Here is a 17331-nt window from a genome sequence, read left to right as displayed (position 1 = left end):
TATAATGGGACAAGATGATTTTACACCAAGAAAGGAGTTTCTTATGACGAACCAGGCGCTGTTCGCCATTGGCATCTTTTTAGTTACTTACGCATTTATTATTAGCGAAAAATTGCACAGAACGATCGTCGCCATGTGCGGCGGGATTCTCATGGTGCTGTTTGGCATCGTCACCCAGGAGCAGGCGATTCATCACATCGACTTCAACACGCTCGGCCTCTTGATCGGGATGATGATTCTCGTAGCTGTGACAGCGCAAACCGGCGTGTTCAAATACGTCGCGATTCGCGCCGCCAAGCTGGCAAAAGGCAAGCCAGTCCGCATTCTCGTCTACTTGAGCATCATCACCGCGCTCGCTTCTGCTTTTCTGGACAACGTCACGACGGTGCTCCTGATCGTCCCCGTTACGTTCAGCATCGCCAGACAGCTTGAGCTGAATCCGATTCCTTTTTTAATCAGCGAAATTATTGCCTCCAATGCAGGCGGTACCGCAACCTTGATCGGCGACCCGCCCAATATCATGATTGGCAGCTCCGTGCCCGAGCTTGATTTTATGGCGTTTTTGCTGAATTTGAGTCCGGTTATTGCCATCATCATGGCGCTGACCATCTTGTGCCTCGTTTTCATTTATCGGAAACAACTGCATACTTCTCCGGAGCTGAGCGCGAAGATCATGCAGTTGAACGAACGCGACGAAATTACCGATACGACCTTGCTGAAAAAATCATTGACCGTCATGGCTTTGACGATTATCGGCTTCATGCTGCACGGGGCCCTGCATCTGGAATCCGCGACCATCGCGCTCACTGGCGCTTTTCTGCTTCTCCTCATCACCGGAGAGCATTACCTGGAGGACGCGATCAGCAAAGTCGAGTGGAACACGATTTTCTTTTTCATCGGCTTGTTTGTCCTTGTATCGGGTCTGGTCGAAACAGGCGTCATCGCGAAGCTGGCGAGCCAGGCGATCAACCTGACAGGGGCCGATCCGTTGAAAACGTCGCTGCTCATTCTGTGGATGAGTGCGATTGCTTCGGCGTTTGTGGACAACATCCCGTTCGTCGCGACGATGATCCCGATGATTAAAGAGATGGGGGCACTGGGCATTACCAACCTGGAGCCGCTTTGGTGGAGCCTCGCTCTCGGCGCCTGCCTGGGCGGAAACGGCACGCTCATCGGTGCCAGTGCCAACGTCATCGTCGCCGGTCTCGCCGCCAAGGAAGGGCATCATATCGGCTTTGTCAGCTTTATGAAGGTGGCTTTTCCGCTGATGATTATGTCGATTGTCGTCTCCCATCTGTACGTTTACTTACGCTATTTTGTCTGGTAAGGAGGAAACCGTTTGCTCCACTACACATTTGCTGAGAATGAAATCGAGATCACGGAGAAAAGCGCAGCGCAGGACACTACTTTTACGATTGCGGTCAAGTCCGAGGAAATGAGAAGGCGGCTGAAGCAGGTTCGCCATTTTTTTGAGGAAAACAAAGATTACACCGATGTGCTGTTTTACTCGCGCCAGGACGGAACCTACGAAGTGATCGTCCGCCACGATCAAAAGCACGCGTTTCTCATTCACGCCTTCCGCTGCAAATGTTTGACCTCCTTGCGCTGGGCTTGAGCTTGCACACACGTTTGAACAAAATCACAAAGACTCCGCCGCTTTTCATTGCGATGGAGTCTTTTTCGTACGCCGTGCGCTTGGCTTCACTTCAAGATGTCCAAAAGGCCGCGAACATCATCCAAAATGTAGTCGGCTTGCACTTCTTCAAATTTGCTGCGGGCCTCCTGGCCTGACAATCCGGTCAGTGTCGCCGCAAACCGGCAGCCGATGGAGCGAGCCGCGAGGAAATCGGCCAAGGAATCTCCCACGACCAGCACTTCGGCGCCGTTCGCGATCGGCAGCGGGTATTGCAGCACGTCACGGTCCGGTGTGGACAAGCCGAGCAAACCTTTTACATACGAAAAAGGATGCGGCTTGGACAAGGGCACGTAGTTCGGGCAGTTCGCTTCTGCTTCGAGCACATGAGTGGCGGTCACTACACGCTCAGGGTCAAACCAATCCAACAGGCCCATCTCGCGCAAAGGAACGTGTGTCTCGATGCTCGGACGGCCTGTTCCAATGCCCAATGTGTACCCGCGTTCTGTTAACGTGCGGAACAGCTCGACCATGTCTTTCGTCGGCACAATCGGGATTTCGTCAGTCAGGAAGCCTTTTTTGCCTGGCTGCATCGTTTCCCGTCCGATAGAGGCAGCCACTCGCTCATCGCCCAAGTACCATTCCTGAAACGTCTCCTGCACCAACTGCCACAGGGCGCAGTTCGGCGAAAACATGTCGGTTTCCACTCCGCAACGTTCGCGGGCCAGCTCGTTCAAATACAACAGCAGGTCGGCCTTTTGCGCCGAGCTTCGCGCAAAGTCAGGGAGAAAAGCAGCGTAGTCGACCTGAAAATCAGGAGCGTAGACGGTTGCCCAGTCGCGCAGCCGGGCGAGCTCTTGCCGCTCAAGCGGAGCGGTGAGCAGGCTTGCCGCTTCCGGCACGTGCGGCTTGAGGGCTTCGATCAAACGAATCAACTGGTAGGAAAACGCGAGGAAAACCATATCCCAGTTGGAATTGATGCCGCGGGATTTGATGAAATCCAGCACTTCATCATGCGCGAACACTTGCTCACGGACGCGCCGAATCAGCGCTTCCTCGGGAGCCGGAGTAAACGTATCCCCTTGCAAACCGACGTACCCCGGACTGAACAAAAGCTCCCAGACTGTCAGCGCGGAAGCATCGAAGTAGCGTTCTTCGCTGAGCATAACCCCATCCACATCAAACAAGATCGTTTTTATCATCTCTCTCTACACTCCTATTTGTTTTTCGCCTGTACGGTCATCGCGATCGTAAAGGTCGTACCCTCTCCCAGCTTGCTTTGCACGCCGATTGTCCCGCCGTGCGCTTCGACGATGTTGCGCGCGATGGCAAGACCCAGTCCGGTCCCGCCTACGCGCCCGCGTGTCCGGGCCTTGTCGGCCTTGTAGAAGCGCTCGAACACAAACGGCAAATCCTCCTGCGGAATCCCGCTGCCTGTATCGCTGATCTCGATCAGCAAAGTCTTGTCGCCGCGCGCGCGGATGGTGACGCTGCCCCCGCTCGGCGTGTGCCTGAGCGCGTTGTCGATCAGGTTGGTCAACACCTGCTCCATCCGGTCCGGGTCGATGTAGACCTCGCTGTGCGACGTCGTCACATCCAAAAGCAGTGTAATCCCGCGCTCCCGGGCCAGGTTCGTGAACTTGCGCTGGATTCGCTCCAGGTACGGACGCAGCTCCACAATCTCCTGAAACAGCTCCACATGCCCGGCTTCCATCCGCGCCAGGCTGAGCAGCTCGTTGACCAGCTTGGTCATGCGCACCGACTCGTCGTAAATGATTTGCGCAAGTTCTTTGTGCTCTTCCGGCGTCGTCGCGATATCGTCGACTATCGCCTCGCTGTAGCCTTGCAACATGGACAACGGTGTGCGCAGCTCGTGCGACACATTCGCCACGAAATCGTTGCGCATTTTGTCCAGCTTTCGCTCCTGGGTGATGTCGCGCAGGACGGCTACAGCCCCGCGAATTTGCTCGCGGTCATTGAGCGGCACCATGACAAGCGCCCAGATGCGGCCCTGTACCGGAATGTCCTCCGTGACCTCCTGCCCGGTTTGCACGACCTGCTGGTAAAAGGCGAACAGCGGAACCTGCTCGTCCTTGTGCTCGAACTCCCAATCGCGCAAAAAGCGCTCTGCGGGCGGATTCGTGACGGCAATTTTCCCGTTGACGTCGATCATGACCACCCCGTCCACCATCGAGCGCAAGACGCTTGCGAGCTGCTCCTTTTCTTTGGACAAGGCGTCGACAAGCTGATTCAGCTTGCTCGCCATCGTGTTGAACGAGGCCGCCAGCTCGCCGGTTTCGTCCGTTGTTTTGATCGGAACTTCCGCGTGAAAATCGCCTTCCGCGATCCGGTGCGCCGTCTCCTTCATTTGCCTGAGCGGAATCGTGATCCGCGACGACAGGAAAAAGGCAAACACCGTGGTAGAAACGAATGCAATCACGCCGACGACAAAAATTAAAAACCGCACTTCGTTTACGGTATCGTCAAAATCCTCAATCGCCTGGTACATCACCACAGCGCCCTGCTTGCCCGGCGCGACCTCCAACGGCACCGCCACCGCGAGCATTTGCACGCTGCTCATATGGTCGTTCGGATTGTTCGAGGCCACCTGCAAGTATATTCGCTGCGGGGCGGGATGCTTTCCGGCCAGTGCCTCGGACAGATGCAACGCCTGGTCTTTCAGCAACTGCTCGACGGGAATGTCTGGCAAGCCGTTGCCTTCGCTTTTTCCGATGACCTGGCTGTTCTCATCCAGCACCACCATCCCGGTGTGGTGGACAAGGCCAAAGGTCGAAGCCATCTCCAATGCTTCCCGCTTGTCCGCGCTCGCTGCCAGCCCCTTGGACAATCCCTCTGCCAGCTCCTGCAAATTTTTCGTCTGCCGATTGCTGTAAAAGCTGTCAAACGACTGCACGAGCAGCAGGCTGAAGATCGTCAAAACGAGCGCAAACAGCGCAATAATCGTCATCCATAGCTTTCCAACAACGCTGCGAAAAATAACGTCCACTTATTTCGGCACCTCAAGCTTGTAGCCGACTCCCCAGACGGTCGCAATCATGTTGGCCGCCTGCGGAGAAACCCGGTTCAGTTTTTCGCGCAGCCGCTTGATGTGCGTATCTACCGTGCGCAAATCTCCGAAAAACTCGTAATGCCAAACGTCTTTGAGCAGCTCCTCGCGCGTAAACACTTTGTCCGGCGACAGGGCGAGGTAGTGCAGCAGCTCGTACTCTTTCGGCGTGAGGCTCACTTCCTGGCCGCTCGCGATGACTTTGTGCGCGTCGTGGTCGATCGTCAGCTCGGGGAAAACAAGCACGGAGTGGCTGTTGAACGTCTCCGTCTTCAAGTAAGCGGTAGCGGAGGAACGGCGCAGAATCGCTTTGACCCGGTACATGACCTCGCGCGGGCTGAACGGCTTGACAACGTAATCATCGACTCCCGCCTCAAAGCCATGCACACGGTTTGTTTCTTCGCCTTTTGCCGTGAGCATGATGATCGGGGTTGCCTTGAACTCGCGAATGCGCTGGCATACTTCGATCCCGTCCATCCCGGGAAGCATCAGGTCGAGCAAAATAATATCGTAATCGCTGCCGACAGCCATCTCGACAGCCTGTTCGCCATTGTCAGCCTCGTCGATGAGGAAGTTTTCCCTTTCCAGGTACATTTTCAGCAGGCGGCGAATGCGCTCCTCATCGTCTACTACGAGAATACGTGCCATTTTTTCCATGTTTAACACCTCTTGGCCTCATGATATCGTACAACGGTTTGAAGATAGTCCAAAAAGCTGGCAAAATCACCAGCTTTTTGAAGGGGTATGCTACACGCCTGCGTAGGAGTGCAGACCGGCAATGACCAGATTGACCACGACCAGTGTAATTAAAATGATAACGAATCCGATGACGGACATCCAGGCTGATTTCGCACCGATCCAGCCGCGCGATAGGCGCAGGTGCAAATACGCACTGTAAAACAGCCAGACGATGAGCGCCCATACTTCTTTCGGGTCCCAGCCCCAGAATCGTCCCCAAGCTTCCTGCGCCCAAATCATCGCAAAAATCAAGGCGCCCAGGGTGAACACAGGATAGCCGATACTGATGGCCCGGTAGCTGATTTCATCCAGCAGGTCAGGCTCGATGCCTTCCAGCGAAGGCTGGATCACAGCGCCGAGACGCTTGCGGAAAATCAGGCGCAGCCCGCCGTACAAAACGGTCCCGGTGATGATCGACCAGAGCATCGTGTTCAGTTTGCGCGCGGCGTCCTTCCCTTCCATCCAGGTCGGCGCTTCGAACCACGGGTTCATCGGCCCGGCCTGAACGATTTTCGAATCGGCTGGGGCGACGATCGCGGGCATCGTGTACTCCACCTGTACTTTTTCCATCTGCCCGGCCGCGTTCATCTGCTCCATGTTCATTTCAAAAACGGTCTTTTGTTCCATTCTGGCAAATGTGGATTCCATCAAAATGAACCCGACGAGCATGAGAACGACAGCAAGCACGAACTCCAGCCACTTGGTGCTGCGCGTAGAAATATGTTGCGGCACCGTACGAATCAAATACATCAGCCCTGCTGCGAAACCGACTGCGAGAATCCCTTCCCCGAGCGCCGCTGTCGTCACGTGAATGTGCAGCCAGTAGCTTTGCAGCGATGGAATCAGCGGCGTCACTTCTTTGGGGAACACGTACGAATACGCCAGCATGATGACCCCGAGCGGAAGCACAAACGCCCCGATTACCGTCAGCTTGTAGATGCGGTAAATAATCAGATAGGCCAGGATAATACAGTAATCCAAAAAGGCCATAAACTCAAACATGTTGCTCGTCGGGCTGTGCCCTCCGCCAATCCAGCGGGCAATCACATACCCTGTCTGCGCCAGAAAGCCAATGACCGCAAGCCAATAGGCAATCCGTCCATAGCGTTCCTCATGTTGCTTCGGATCGCGTCCCGCCCAGTTTTTCCCCGTCATCGCCACCACAAACACAACCGACGAGATCACGTACAGCAAAAACGCGATATCCAGTAACCAGTCACTCAATTGTATGAGCTGCACGTCGAGAGTACCCCCTTGGAGCTTTTACGCCTTCGTTTTTTCTTCGATGGTTACAGGGAGCTGCAACTGCTCAACCAAACCGTCCACTTCCCTGCGAAGCCCGAACCAGTTTTTGTTCGTATGCGCTGCCAGCAAAATCGTTCCATCCTGTGTCTGCACCCAGATGCGGCGATGCTGCCAGAAGAAGCCCATCGCGACACCGATCATAAAGATAAACGCCCCGAAGTAAATGAGCGGCACGGCCTTGTCGATCCGCACGTTCAAGCCGGAGATGTCGATCAGATCAGGCTTGTGGAAGGTCAGGCCGAAGCGGGCATCCGATTTTTGCGTCAAAACCGAGCCTTGCAAATAGACCAGCTTCTCGCTTTGCTGTGTAGCTTCATCCACAATCTCCAGCGCGACCATCGGATTTTTCGGCAGGTTCGTTTTCGTAGCAGGCTTGCCGTCATTGCCCATGATGAAATCCGGGAAGTAATCCAGGACTCGCACCTTGATTCCGGCGGCGACTTCTTGCTCTACTGCCGGATTGTACAGATCGACCTTGAACGCCCCCAGCTCCTTGTCTCCGTTTTTCACGTCGACCAGCACAAAGTTGAGAGCGCCGAGCTGCATCTCCTGTACCCCTGACTGATAAATCGCAATATCTCCTTCGATCATCGGGTGGTTGACGATAATCGGGCCTTTTTGCACTTCGACCAGATCGGGTTTCTTGCCCGGTACGTCCGCGTTTTTGTTCAAGTACAGGACGGCATCGGTCTGGAAGCTTTTCGGGATTACGCCCCCGTTCAACTCCAGCTTCTCCGGCATTTCTTCCTCCGACCAGTACGTCGTCTGGTAGTTCTCGCTTTTTATGTAGTAGGGCGTCTCCGGGATCGCAACGGTTTGTCCCTCGCGCACCCAGACGAACTCGTCCAAGTAGAAGCCAGGGATATTGCGCATGAGCACACCGATCAGAAACAGGATCAAACCGATGTGGTTGATGTATGGGCCCCAGCGGCTGAAGCGGCCTTTTTCGGCCATGATCGCCCGCTCTGCCCGGAAAATCCGGTAGCCTTTTTTCTTCAGGACGGCGGCCGAGCGCTCCAGAAGCTCCGCCTGATCTGCGTCCGGCGCAAGCTCTCCTTCGCCAAACAGCTTCTGCCCCTTCAAAAACGACTTGTGCTGATTGAGCCGCGGCTTGCTGAGCGCCTTGTAGAGCGGAACGACCCGGTCGAGACTACAGATGACCAGCGAAGTTCCCAAAAGCACGAGCAGCGTCACGAACCACCAGGAGGAGTACAGATTGTGAAAGCCCAGCCCGTAGTAAACGGTTCCGAGCGTCCCGTACGTATCGGTATAGAAGCGCGCCACATCGGCTTCTGTCGGCACCGGAACAGGTATGTATTGCTGCTGCGGAAACACCGTTCCGACGGCAGAGGCAACCAGAATAACGATAATGATACCGATTGCAATTTTGACCGAGGAAAAAGTATTCCAGATTCGGTCGATCCACTTTTTCGTGTACGTCTGGGAACGCCGTGCCATCCCTTCGTAGCGCATGTCGGGAAACTGTATCTGCTCGAACACTTCCACATTCAACGGCTTCCCGCACGATTCACAGAGCAGCGTTCCGACGGGATTCGTATGTCCACATTCACATTTTCGCTGATCCATATTGCTCCTCGCTTACGGCAAGATTTTGGACAGTTTGTCCGCAATCATCGCTTCATTTAGTTGTCCGATAAAAATTTCCTTCACTTCTCCATCAGGCGCGATGAAAAAGGTCGTCGGAATCGGACCGATCCGGTACAGCTTCGTAATTTGCGACTGGCGGTCCAGCAAAATCGGAAACTCGACGCCGAACTGCTTCACAAATGGCTCTACGGCAACCGGCGACTCGCCGATGTTCACGCCGAGTACAACCAGTCCTTTGTCCTTGAACTTGCTGTATTGTTCCTGCAAGGCGGGCATTTCCTTTTTACAGGGCTCACACCACGTCCCCCAAAAGTTGAGCACGACGCCCTTCCCTTTCAAATCGTCAAGGGCCAATTCTGGTCCATTGAGCTGCTCCAGGCTGAAATTCGGAGCGTCTCTCCCTACTTTTACCGCATTCGGGTCCTTCACGAAGCTGGAGTAGAGTGCAAAAACCAGGGCGACAAGCAGCAGACCCAATACCGCGATCCTGACATATGTACGATTGCTTTTGTTCATGTTGCCCATACTCCCATCTACTACAAATAAATTGCAGGCATTATCCATTCTATTATAGCGTTCCTAGATTTTCCGCCAGCGCATAACTTATGAACAGATTTTGAACGAATCACAGTTTTGCCCCTCGGCCCCGCCTGTTTTGAATCAGTCCCTGCCTGAGCTTGTCTACTTCCTGCCGCGACAGCGGACGATACTGGCCTGGCCGCAAGCCTTCCAGCGTCAAAAAGCCGAGGCGAATGCGCTCCAGCGTCAAAACGGGATGGCCAATCGCGTCGCACATCCGCCGGACTTGCCGATTCCGTCCTTCGTGGATGGTCAGCTCGATAAGCGCCTTCGCATTGCCTGGCTCTGCCTTCACCAGTCTGGATGCCCCCGGCGAAGTCATACCGTCCTCCAGGCGAATCCCGGTCGCGAGCTTTTTCAGCTTTTCCTGGCTTGGCACGCCTTTTACCCAGGCGCGGTACACCTTGTCGATTTCATAGCTCGGATGGGCAAGCTTGTTGGCGAGATCGCCGTCGTTCGTCAGGAGCAGCAAGCCTGACGTATCATAGTCGAGACGTCCTACCGGATAGACGCGCTCTTTTACTCCTGTCAGCAAGTCGGTCACTACCCGCCGTCCGCGGGGGTCGGTGACGCTCGTGATGACGCCTGTCGGCTTGTACAGCAAATAGTAGACGTGCTCTTCCAGCGCGATTTCCCGGCCTTTTACCGTAATCCGGTCAGTCGCTGGATCGACCTTCATCCCTTGCTCGCGAACGACCTGTCCATTCACCTGCACGTGTCCTTGTGCGATCAGTTCCTCACAATGCCGGCGAGAGGCGACTCCAGCATGCGCCAATACCTTTTGCAAACGTTCCATTGTTGGATCACCTCTACAACATCATACCCATTCTTACCAGTGTGGACAAGAAAAAGGGAAAAACTTCCCCGGCGTTCGAGGAAGTTTTCTCATCCGACATGTCTGTTTTCGATTCAGGAGAACACATACGAGACGATCAGCAAGGAAAAAATGACCCCTGCCAGGTCAGACCACAAACCTACTTTCAGCGCGTAGCTCGAATTGCGAATCCCGACAGCGCCGAAGTAGACGGTCAAGACATACAGCGTCGTGTCCGTGCTGCCTTGCATCGTGGCAGCCAACCGGCCGAAAAACGAATCCGGCCCGTACTGGGCGATCAGATCGGTCGCAATCGCAAGCGAGCCCGTCCCGGTCAGCGGACGCAGCAGGGCGAGCGGCACGAGTTCCTCGGGAAAATGCAGCATGTCGAGCACAGGCTTGATTCCCCGCAAGAGCAAGTCCAGCGCACCCGACTCGCGGAACATGCTGACTGCGACCATCATCGCGATCAAATGGGGCAAGATGCGAATGGTCGTGGTCAGCCCCCCTTTTGCCCCTTCGACGAATGTTTCGTAAACCGGGACCTCTCTCTTCCACCCGTATAAAAGGACAAACGCGATCGTAACGGGAATCGCCCATAGCGAGAGCAGGGACACCCATTGGTACATACGGTTTCCCCCTAACTGTGACGTCGTAAGTGACGATAGCGATACCAGCGGTCGATGAAAAGCGCCACGATCGTTGCGGCAAAGGAAGAGACAAGCGTCGTACCGACAATCTCCACCGGATTGACCGAGCCGTACTGCATCCGGATGGCAATCATCGTGGTAGGGATGATCGTGATGCTCGCGGTGTTGATCGCAAGTAGCGTGCACATCGCCGGGGAGGCGTGCTGCTTATCCGGGTTGAGCTTTTGCAGCTCTTCCATGGCTTTCAGTCCCATCGGCGTCGCCGCGTTGCCAAGTCCGAGCAGGTTGGCGCTCATGTTCGACAAAATATAGCCCATGGCAGGGTGCCCTTTTGGCACGTCGGGAAACAGCAGTTGGATGATCGGCGCCAAGACTTTGGACAACAGCGCGAGCAGCCCTGATTTTTCTGCGACTTTCATGATGCCCATCCAGAAGGCAAGCACGCTCAGCAGGCCAAAGCATACCGTGACGCCCGTTTTTGCTCCTTCAAAGGCAGCGGCGTTGACCGCTTCCATCCGCCCGGTGACGGCTGCCACCACGATGCTAATGACAATCAGTCCGAGCCATATGACATTAAGCACTCCACAGCCCCCCTGCCACGATGTCCCAGAGTTGCTTCCAAAACGCATGCGCGCCCGTCAGCGGCTGGCTGCTCGTCGGGGCGTCCGCGCGAACGAGCAGCGGAACCTGCCCGATCATCTGTTCCTTCAAATAAAGCTGCAAAAAGCCGACAAGCTGCCCATCCATCTTCGGGGTAATCGTCGATTGGCCCACTACCACGCGCTGCTTAATCCCCGCCTCCTCCGCAGTCTGGAGCGGATAGCGAAACGCGTTTTGTGTCACCAGATGGGTCCCTGCTTCCATCGTGAGCGGCATCTCCGGCTGGACGTCCTGCCCTTCCCCGACCAGTTGCTTCAGCGGGAACTGGGCAAATCCGTAGTCCAACAGCTTCGCCGAATCGTTCCAGTCATCCGAAGCGTTCAACGTAATCGTCGCCAACTGTCGCCCGTCGCGCGTGGCCGATGCTGCGAGGCAACGCTTCGCCAGCTTCGTATAGCCTGTTTTGACGCCGTCCGCTCCGTTGTACAGGTGCAGCATCTTGTTTTTGTTCAAAAGCCGTCTGTCCCACTCTTCCCCTTCCCAGGAGATATCCTTGACTTTGGTGGACACGATCTGGCGAAAGACAGGATTGCGCAACGCATAGGCGGACAGCTTCGCCATATCTTCCGGCGTGGAGTAATGCTGGTTGCTGTCATCGAGCCCGTGCGGATTGGTAAAATTCGTATGCTCCATCCCGATCAAGGCGGCTTTTTCATTCATCAAATACGTAAAGCCGGGGACAGAGCCGCCGATATGGGTGGCAATCGTGACGGCAGCGTCGTTTCCGGAGCGCAGCATCAGACCGTAGAGCAGCTCTTCCAGCGTCAGCTTCTCGGAGCGCTTCAGGTAGATGGACGAGCCTTCTACGCCTACCGCTTCCGGTGGTACGGTCACCACATCGTCCAGCTTCCCGGTCTCAATCGCGACAATCGCCGTCATCGTCTTCGTCAGGCTGGCGATCCGCATTTTTTTCGTGCCGTTTTTCGAGTAGAGAATCCGCCCGCTGGCAACGTCAATCAGGGCCGCCCCCTCGGCAGACAGGCTCGGCGGCGCTTGGGCTTCTGCGATTGATACCGGAGCCAACAGGAGCTGTATAAAAAGAAAAACGACGAGTCCGCCGGACAGAAGTTTTCGCGCGTTCATAAACGTCCTCCCCATCCCAAAAGTACAACGATACACAGGTTTGTACATATATATGGGGACGAGTCGGGAGGTAGTACGAAAAACTGTCCGAACTGACTAATCGTTTGTCTTTTCTTCCTGCTTGCCAAATAGCGCGGATGCTTCCATGCGGATTTCCTCGATATCCAGATTGACGGGCGGCTCCGGCAGATCGGAAATTTCGCGCAGGCCAAAATGCTCGAGAAACTCTTTGGTCGTGGCGTACAAAATCGGGCGTCCGATCCCCTCGGCTCTGCCCGCTTCGCGAATGAGCTGTTTCGACAAAAGCGTATTAAGTGCCTTTTCGCACTTCACGCCGCGGATTTCTTCGATTTCCGAGCGCGTCAAAGGCTGCTTGTAGGCAATGATGGCGAGCGTCTCCAATGCGGCCTGGGACAGCGTCGACTGTCCCGGCGAGGTTGCCAGTCGTTCGAAATACGGAACATGCTCGGGCAAGGTGGTCAATTGATACGCCTTGGCCACTTCCACGATTTGCACGCCGCGCCCTGCCCGGCGAAAGTCCGCTTTCATGTCCTCGATCAAATCAACGACCTCTTCTTCCGACACCTCGACGATTTCACTGATCTCCTTGGCATCAATGCCTTCATCCCCCGAGATGAACAGCAAGCCTTCGATCACGCCTTTCAGCTTGTCATAGTCCATCGTTTTGGGCTCCTTCCGCATCACATATCATGATGTCCTGAAACAGTTGATTTTGAATACATGTAATGTGCTTTGCCTTCATCAACTCCAGCAAAGCGAGAAATGTCGTCACGATTTCCGAACGGGTCGCCCCTTTGGAAAAAAGCTGGGAAAAGCGCACCATTCCGCCGCCGACACGCACTAGCTGGCGAATTTGCGTCATCCTGTCCTTGATCGAGATTTCGTCACGGGAAACCTTTGTCATCGGCTCCTTGTCTTTTGCTTTTTGCACCAGCTTTTCCAGAGCGTTAATCAGATCGTACAAGGTCACGTTTTTGACCGTGTGATCTTCCTCGCGCACGTACGGCGCCAGACTTTCCGCAGGCCGGGTAAACACCTGGTTGCGGCCGATTTCCATCTCGCGCAACTGCTCGGCCAATAGCTTGTAGCGCTTGTACTCCAACAGCCGCGCCACCAGTTCCTCGCGCGGGTCCACTTCCTCGACATCCATATCGAGAAACGGCTGAAACACGTGCTCCTCTTTTCTTGGCAACAGCATCTTGCTCTTGATCGAGAGAAGCGTCGCCGCCATGACGACAAACTCGCTGGCGACGTCCAATTGCAGCTCTTGCATTTGATCGATCGTCGCAAGGTATTGCTCGGTAATTTCCGCTATCGGGATGTCGTAGATGTCCACTTCCGCCTTGTCGATCAGGTGCAGCAAAAGGTCAAGGGGCCCTTCAAAGGAATCAAGTTTGATGCTGTATGCCAAAAGACGTCCCCTCGTTTCCTTTAAATGAACACGCTCACGATGCCCGCTGCAATCTGTTGCACAAAGTTCAGCATCATGCCCATAGGAACTCCGAAGATCATGGAGCTAACCCCCGGGATAAAGATCAAGAGCAGCAAAAGCCACGGGCCGTAAATTTCAAAGTTGTAAAAAGCGCCATCCCAGCGTCTCGGCGACAGGAAACGCACGATCTTGTACCCGTCGAGCGGTGGAACCGGCAGCAGGTTGAACACAAACAGACCGATATTGATGATGATACAGAATCGGAGCGTCGTCTCCAGCGCAAACGCCGCTTTGTCGCTCATGCCGTCCATCACGCCGAAAAGGCTTACGAGTATGTAAATGACGCAGAAAAGAATCGCCAGCACCAGGTTAATCAGTGGCCCCGCCGCTGACACGTACACAATGCCCAACCGCTTGTTCCCGCGAAAATGCAGCGGGTTGATCGGCACAGGCTTGGCCCAGCCGAACGGTCCAAACAGAATGAGGATCAAACCGAACGGATCGATATGCGGGATTGGATTTATCGTTAAACGGCCCTCATTTTTGGCGGTATCGTCGCCCAACTTCCAGGCGACAAAGGCGTGCGCCCATTCGTGCAAACTGAAAGCGATAACGAATGCAATCATGCGAAACGGTACCGTTTTCCAATCAAAGTGAAAAAGATCCATTGGTTCCCCCTTAACAGCCTCTTAGGCAAAGCCGCTCCCCCCAAGCCAGCATATCATGCTATGTCGAGGCAGCTTGTTTACGCAGCTTGTGAAAAGTCCATCGGCTTTGCTCGGCAAAAAATCGTCTACCCTATAGGATACCAGCAGATGGATAGGCTTACAAGTGTATTCGCGGCGCAATAAAAAGCACCGGCAAGCCTGTGCCCGCCGGTGCTGCAAAACGCTGATTATTCGGCTCCGACTTTTACGGTTGCCATTTTGTCGCCTTGCTTGATCGCGTCGACATGCTCCATGCCGGAAGTCACGCGGCCAAACACAGTATGTACGCCATCGAGGTGCGGGAAGGAATCGTAGCAGATGAAGAACTGGCTGCCGCCTGTGTCTTTGCCTGCATGCGCCATGGAGAGCGCACCGCGCAGATGCTTGTGCGGGTTTCCTTTTGTTTCACATTTGATGGTGTAGCCTGGCCCGCCTGTTCCTGTTCCATACGGGCACCCGCCTTGAGCTACGAAGCCAGGAATGACACGGTGGAACGAAAGACCGTTGTAGAAGCCTTCGTTTGCCAGTTTTTCAAAGTTCGCAACGGTTCCCGGAGCTTCCTGATCGAACAGCTCCAGCTCGATTTGACTACCATTTTCCATGGTGATGTGCGCTTTTTTCATGGATGAGCCTCCAGACCTTGTAAAGTTAACGTTCCTATTTTACCACGCGCAAAGGTCCCCGTCCAATTTATACCTCCACACCCGTCTGCTCCTCGCATTCGCGGTCGTGGACAAACACCGTGCCGGGATGCGACTTGGCCGTTTTTTTCACATCTGCCGCCCGCCGCGCCACTGCTTCCGCGCTCGCGTACAGGTCAGGGCCGAGATCCACTCCGGCCATCGACATGGACAGTTGCACCTCATCGCCCATCCGGCACTTTTCATAAATGTCCGCGAAGTACGACGAAAACGAATCAATCAGAAAAGCAATGAGCGCATCCACCCCGTGCGCCGACGTGATGAGAATAAAATCGTCGCCGCCGATATGGCCGATAAAATCGTTTCCGCTCCCGAACCGCCGGGACGCTTCACGCAGCAAATTCGCCGTCCGGACGATAATTTGGTCCCCAACCTCAAAGCCGTAGCGGTCATTGAACCATTTGAACCGGTCGAGGTCGCAATAAATGACCATCTGCGCCTCGCGCTGCTTGATTCGCAAGTTCAGCTCGCGCTCAATCTGCACATTTCCGGGAAGTCCCGTCAGCGGATTGGCGGAGCTGGCCATTTCCAGCTTGATCGACGCCATCTTGTCGAGCAGGTTTTGCACGGTCACAATGCCGAGGTATTCATTTTGCTCGCCGACGATGATGACGACGTCGTACAGATGGTAGGCGTCCCGCGCCATGGCCCGCTTGGCTACCTCGTCCAGCCTGTCGGTTTTGCCGGCTTTGAGCGGATTCGTGTTCATGATGTGGGAAACAGGCCGCTCGTAGTAGAGCGCAATCCCGTACTGGCCGCCGAGAATTTGATAGAGGGAAAAGCGCATGACCAGCCCGATCGGCCGCCCCTCCTCCAGCACGACGACGCTTTCGATTCGCTGGTTTTGCTCGAAAATTTCGTGCACCCGGCGGACGCGGACGTGCTTTTCCACACAGATCGTCTTCGCCAAAATCTCCGTCATGTCCGGCGTTACAATCAGCGCCTCGCGCTCGCCGTTCCTTCGTTTTTCCTGCATGTAGCGCAAAAAGTTCATCGCCTGGCCAGACACTTGCGCCATCCCCTTGTCCGGCTTGCCCAAGTAATAGCCTTGGCCGTAGACGACGCCTACGTCCATCAGCGTTTCCAGCTCGCGCTCTGTTTCGATGCCTTCCGCAATAATTTTGCAGTTGACCTTCTCGGCAAACGACACGAACGTCTCCAGAAGCGCCTGCTTGATCGAATCGACATCAATGTTGCGGATGAGCGACATGTCCAGCTTGATGAAGTCGGGGTAAATCTCCGTAATGGATTCCAGGCTGGAATACCCCGCTCCGGCGTCGTCTACCGCGATCAAATAGCCTTTTTTGCGATATTCCTCGATAATTTTGCGAAAAACGGCATAGTTGGTGATCGCGTGGCGCTCGGTAATTTCGAAGACGATGTTGTGCGGGTTGAGTCCGTAGTTGGCAAGCAGGCTCTGGACTTTGCCGCGCAGCAAAAACGGATCGTCAATCGCCCGCGGGTCCAGGTTGATAAACAGCTTTTCGTTCGGATTCAGGTAGCGCAGTTGCTCCAGCGCCCGTTTGCGGCAAATGTGCTCCAGGCGAAAAACCGTATCCGTCTCTTCCGCATAGCTGAACAACGTCGCAGGCGTGGCAAACGGGCTGTTTTGCGGGCCGCGAGCCAGCGCCTCCCAGCCCAGGGCGTGACCGTCGGGCAGATGAACGATCGGCATGAAATGCATGTGTACATTTTCTTCGGCAAGCAGCTTGTGAAACTGCGTCATGTGCGTATATTTTTCCGAGGTGATCCCGTACTTCGCCATGTGGACGGCGTGTTTGACAGAGGTGTACATCTCGCGCACGATATCGTGACCTGCAATCGGGGCGTACCCGATATGGACGCGCAAGTCCTCCCGATTGACGAAGCTGACCTGGCGATTGAGCTGCCGCTCCGCCACTTCCTGAAAATGAATGGAGAGCATGCGGCAATCTTCGTCGCTCACTTGCCCGCCAAACGAAACGTAAATGGCGAAATCGTCGCCCCACAGCTTTTGAATCGCCAAAATCCTCCCCTTGATTTCAAACGCCTGGCGGGCCACCGCCGGCAGTATGCCTTCAAAAATGTGCAGCACCCGCTTGGCGCTCGTATCGCCATAGCGCTGCTCCACTTCGGTCATTTTTACGATGTCTACGTAAAACAAGACGACATTGCGGCCTTTGTTAATTTCCTGCCGAATGACGGTCTTCATCCATTGACGCTTATCTAAGGAAAAATAAGGAAAGCGCCAAAATCGTCTGATGAGAGTCGACAGCATGCTGGATCCTCCTCGCCACCTCCATTATGGCAGGGAAGGTTTAATTTTTCGTGAATGCGGAGTGAAGGTAATATAA

Annotated in this window: 17 protein-coding genes; 2 read left to right on the top strand and 15 right to left on the bottom strand. The window is 54.8% G+C overall.

Annotation, left to right across the window (positions count from 1 at the left end):
* Positions 1-43: 43 nt before the first annotated feature.
* Positions 44-1327, top strand: coding sequence for an ArsB/NhaD family transporter (locus AC3WJN_RS04475; RefSeq protein WP_005835975.1), 1284 nt, complete (start codon positions 44-46; stop codon positions 1325-1327).
* Positions 1328-1339: 12 nt separating this feature from the next.
* Entirely contained in the window at positions 1340-1615 is a 276-nt protein-coding gene (locus tag AC3WJN_RS04470) for a hypothetical protein (RefSeq protein WP_007785500.1), read from the top strand.
* A gap of 86 nt (positions 1616-1701) precedes the next feature.
* Here the strand turns inward: AC3WJN_RS04470 and AC3WJN_RS04465 are convergent, their stop codons facing one another.
* From AC3WJN_RS04465 to AC3WJN_RS04395, 15 genes are all read right to left on the bottom strand, one after another.
* Entirely contained in the window at positions 1702-2835 is a 1134-nt protein-coding gene (locus AC3WJN_RS04465; RefSeq protein ID WP_007785502.1) for an HAD family hydrolase, read from the bottom strand.
* Between the two features lie 14 nt (positions 2836-2849).
* A complete protein-coding gene (locus AC3WJN_RS04460) occupies positions 2850-4640 on the bottom strand; it encodes an ATP-binding protein (protein ID WP_005835982.1) in 1791 nt (596 codons plus the stop codon).
* On the bottom strand, positions 4641-5357 hold the full coding sequence (locus tag AC3WJN_RS04455; RefSeq protein ID WP_005835983.1) for a response regulator transcription factor: 717 nt from the start codon (positions 5355-5357) through the stop codon (positions 4641-4643). It lies immediately after the preceding gene.
* Positions 5358-5447: 90 nt separating this feature from the next.
* Positions 5448-6677 (bottom strand): cytochrome c biogenesis protein CcsA, encoded by a 1230-nt coding sequence (gene ccsA, locus AC3WJN_RS04450; protein WP_005835985.1) that lies wholly within the window; start codon positions 6675-6677, stop codon positions 5448-5450.
* A gap of 24 nt (positions 6678-6701) precedes the next feature.
* On the bottom strand, positions 6702-8330 hold the full coding sequence (resB, locus tag AC3WJN_RS04445) for a cytochrome c biogenesis protein ResB (protein WP_007785508.1): 1629 nt from the start codon (positions 8328-8330) through the stop codon (positions 6702-6704).
* A 12-nt stretch (positions 8331-8342) separates the two neighbouring features.
* On the bottom strand, positions 8343-8867 hold the full coding sequence (gene resA, locus AC3WJN_RS04440; protein WP_005835990.1) for a thiol-disulfide oxidoreductase ResA: 525 nt from the start codon (positions 8865-8867) through the stop codon (positions 8343-8345).
* A 109-nt stretch (positions 8868-8976) separates the two neighbouring features.
* Positions 8977-9726: a pseudouridine synthase gene (locus tag AC3WJN_RS04435; protein WP_005835992.1), complete on the bottom strand. Its 750-nt coding sequence runs from the start codon at positions 9724-9726 to the stop codon at positions 8977-8979.
* Between the two features lie 113 nt (positions 9727-9839).
* On the bottom strand, positions 9840-10373 hold the full coding sequence (locus AC3WJN_RS04430; RefSeq protein ID WP_005835993.1) for a spore maturation protein: 534 nt from the start codon (positions 10371-10373) through the stop codon (positions 9840-9842).
* An 11-nt stretch (positions 10374-10384) separates the two neighbouring features.
* On the bottom strand, positions 10385-10975 hold the full coding sequence (locus tag AC3WJN_RS04425) for a nucleoside recognition domain-containing protein (protein WP_005835995.1): 591 nt from the start codon (positions 10973-10975) through the stop codon (positions 10385-10387).
* The gene (locus tag AC3WJN_RS04420; RefSeq protein WP_007785513.1) at positions 10968-12137 is read right to left on the bottom strand and encodes a D-alanyl-D-alanine carboxypeptidase family protein; all 1170 of its coding nucleotides are present in this window, start codon (positions 12135-12137) and stop codon (positions 10968-10970) included. The genes AC3WJN_RS04425 and AC3WJN_RS04420 overlap by 8 nt, the downstream gene beginning before the upstream one ends.
* Positions 12138-12233: 96 nt before the next feature.
* Positions 12234-12818 (bottom strand): SMC-Scp complex subunit ScpB, encoded by a 585-nt coding sequence (scpB, locus tag AC3WJN_RS04415; RefSeq protein ID WP_005835999.1) that lies wholly within the window; start codon positions 12816-12818, stop codon positions 12234-12236.
* Positions 12808-13569 carry a segregation and condensation protein A gene (locus AC3WJN_RS04410; RefSeq protein ID WP_005836001.1) on the bottom strand — a complete coding sequence of 254 codons (762 nt, stop codon included), beginning with the start codon at positions 13567-13569 and terminating at the stop codon, positions 12808-12810. Before AC3WJN_RS04410 ends, scpB begins: the two co-directional genes overlap by 11 nt.
* A gap of 20 nt (positions 13570-13589) precedes the next feature.
* On the bottom strand, positions 13590-14258 hold the full coding sequence (locus AC3WJN_RS04405) for a site-2 protease family protein (protein WP_005836004.1): 669 nt from the start codon (positions 14256-14258) through the stop codon (positions 13590-13592).
* A 227-nt stretch (positions 14259-14485) separates the two neighbouring features.
* A complete protein-coding gene (locus AC3WJN_RS04400) occupies positions 14486-14920 on the bottom strand; it encodes a peptidylprolyl isomerase (RefSeq protein WP_005836006.1) in 435 nt (144 codons plus the stop codon).
* A 67-nt stretch (positions 14921-14987) separates the two neighbouring features.
* Positions 14988-17255, bottom strand: a complete 2268-nt coding sequence (locus tag AC3WJN_RS04395; RefSeq protein ID WP_492329226.1) for a bifunctional diguanylate cyclase/phosphodiesterase — start codon at positions 17253-17255, stop codon at positions 14988-14990.
* Positions 17256-17331 lie beyond the last annotated feature (76 nt).

The sequence above is a fragment of the Brevibacillus sp. FW306-2-1A-C05A genome (assembly GCF_058781555.1).
This window is presented reverse-complemented; position numbering and strand designations above follow the sequence as displayed.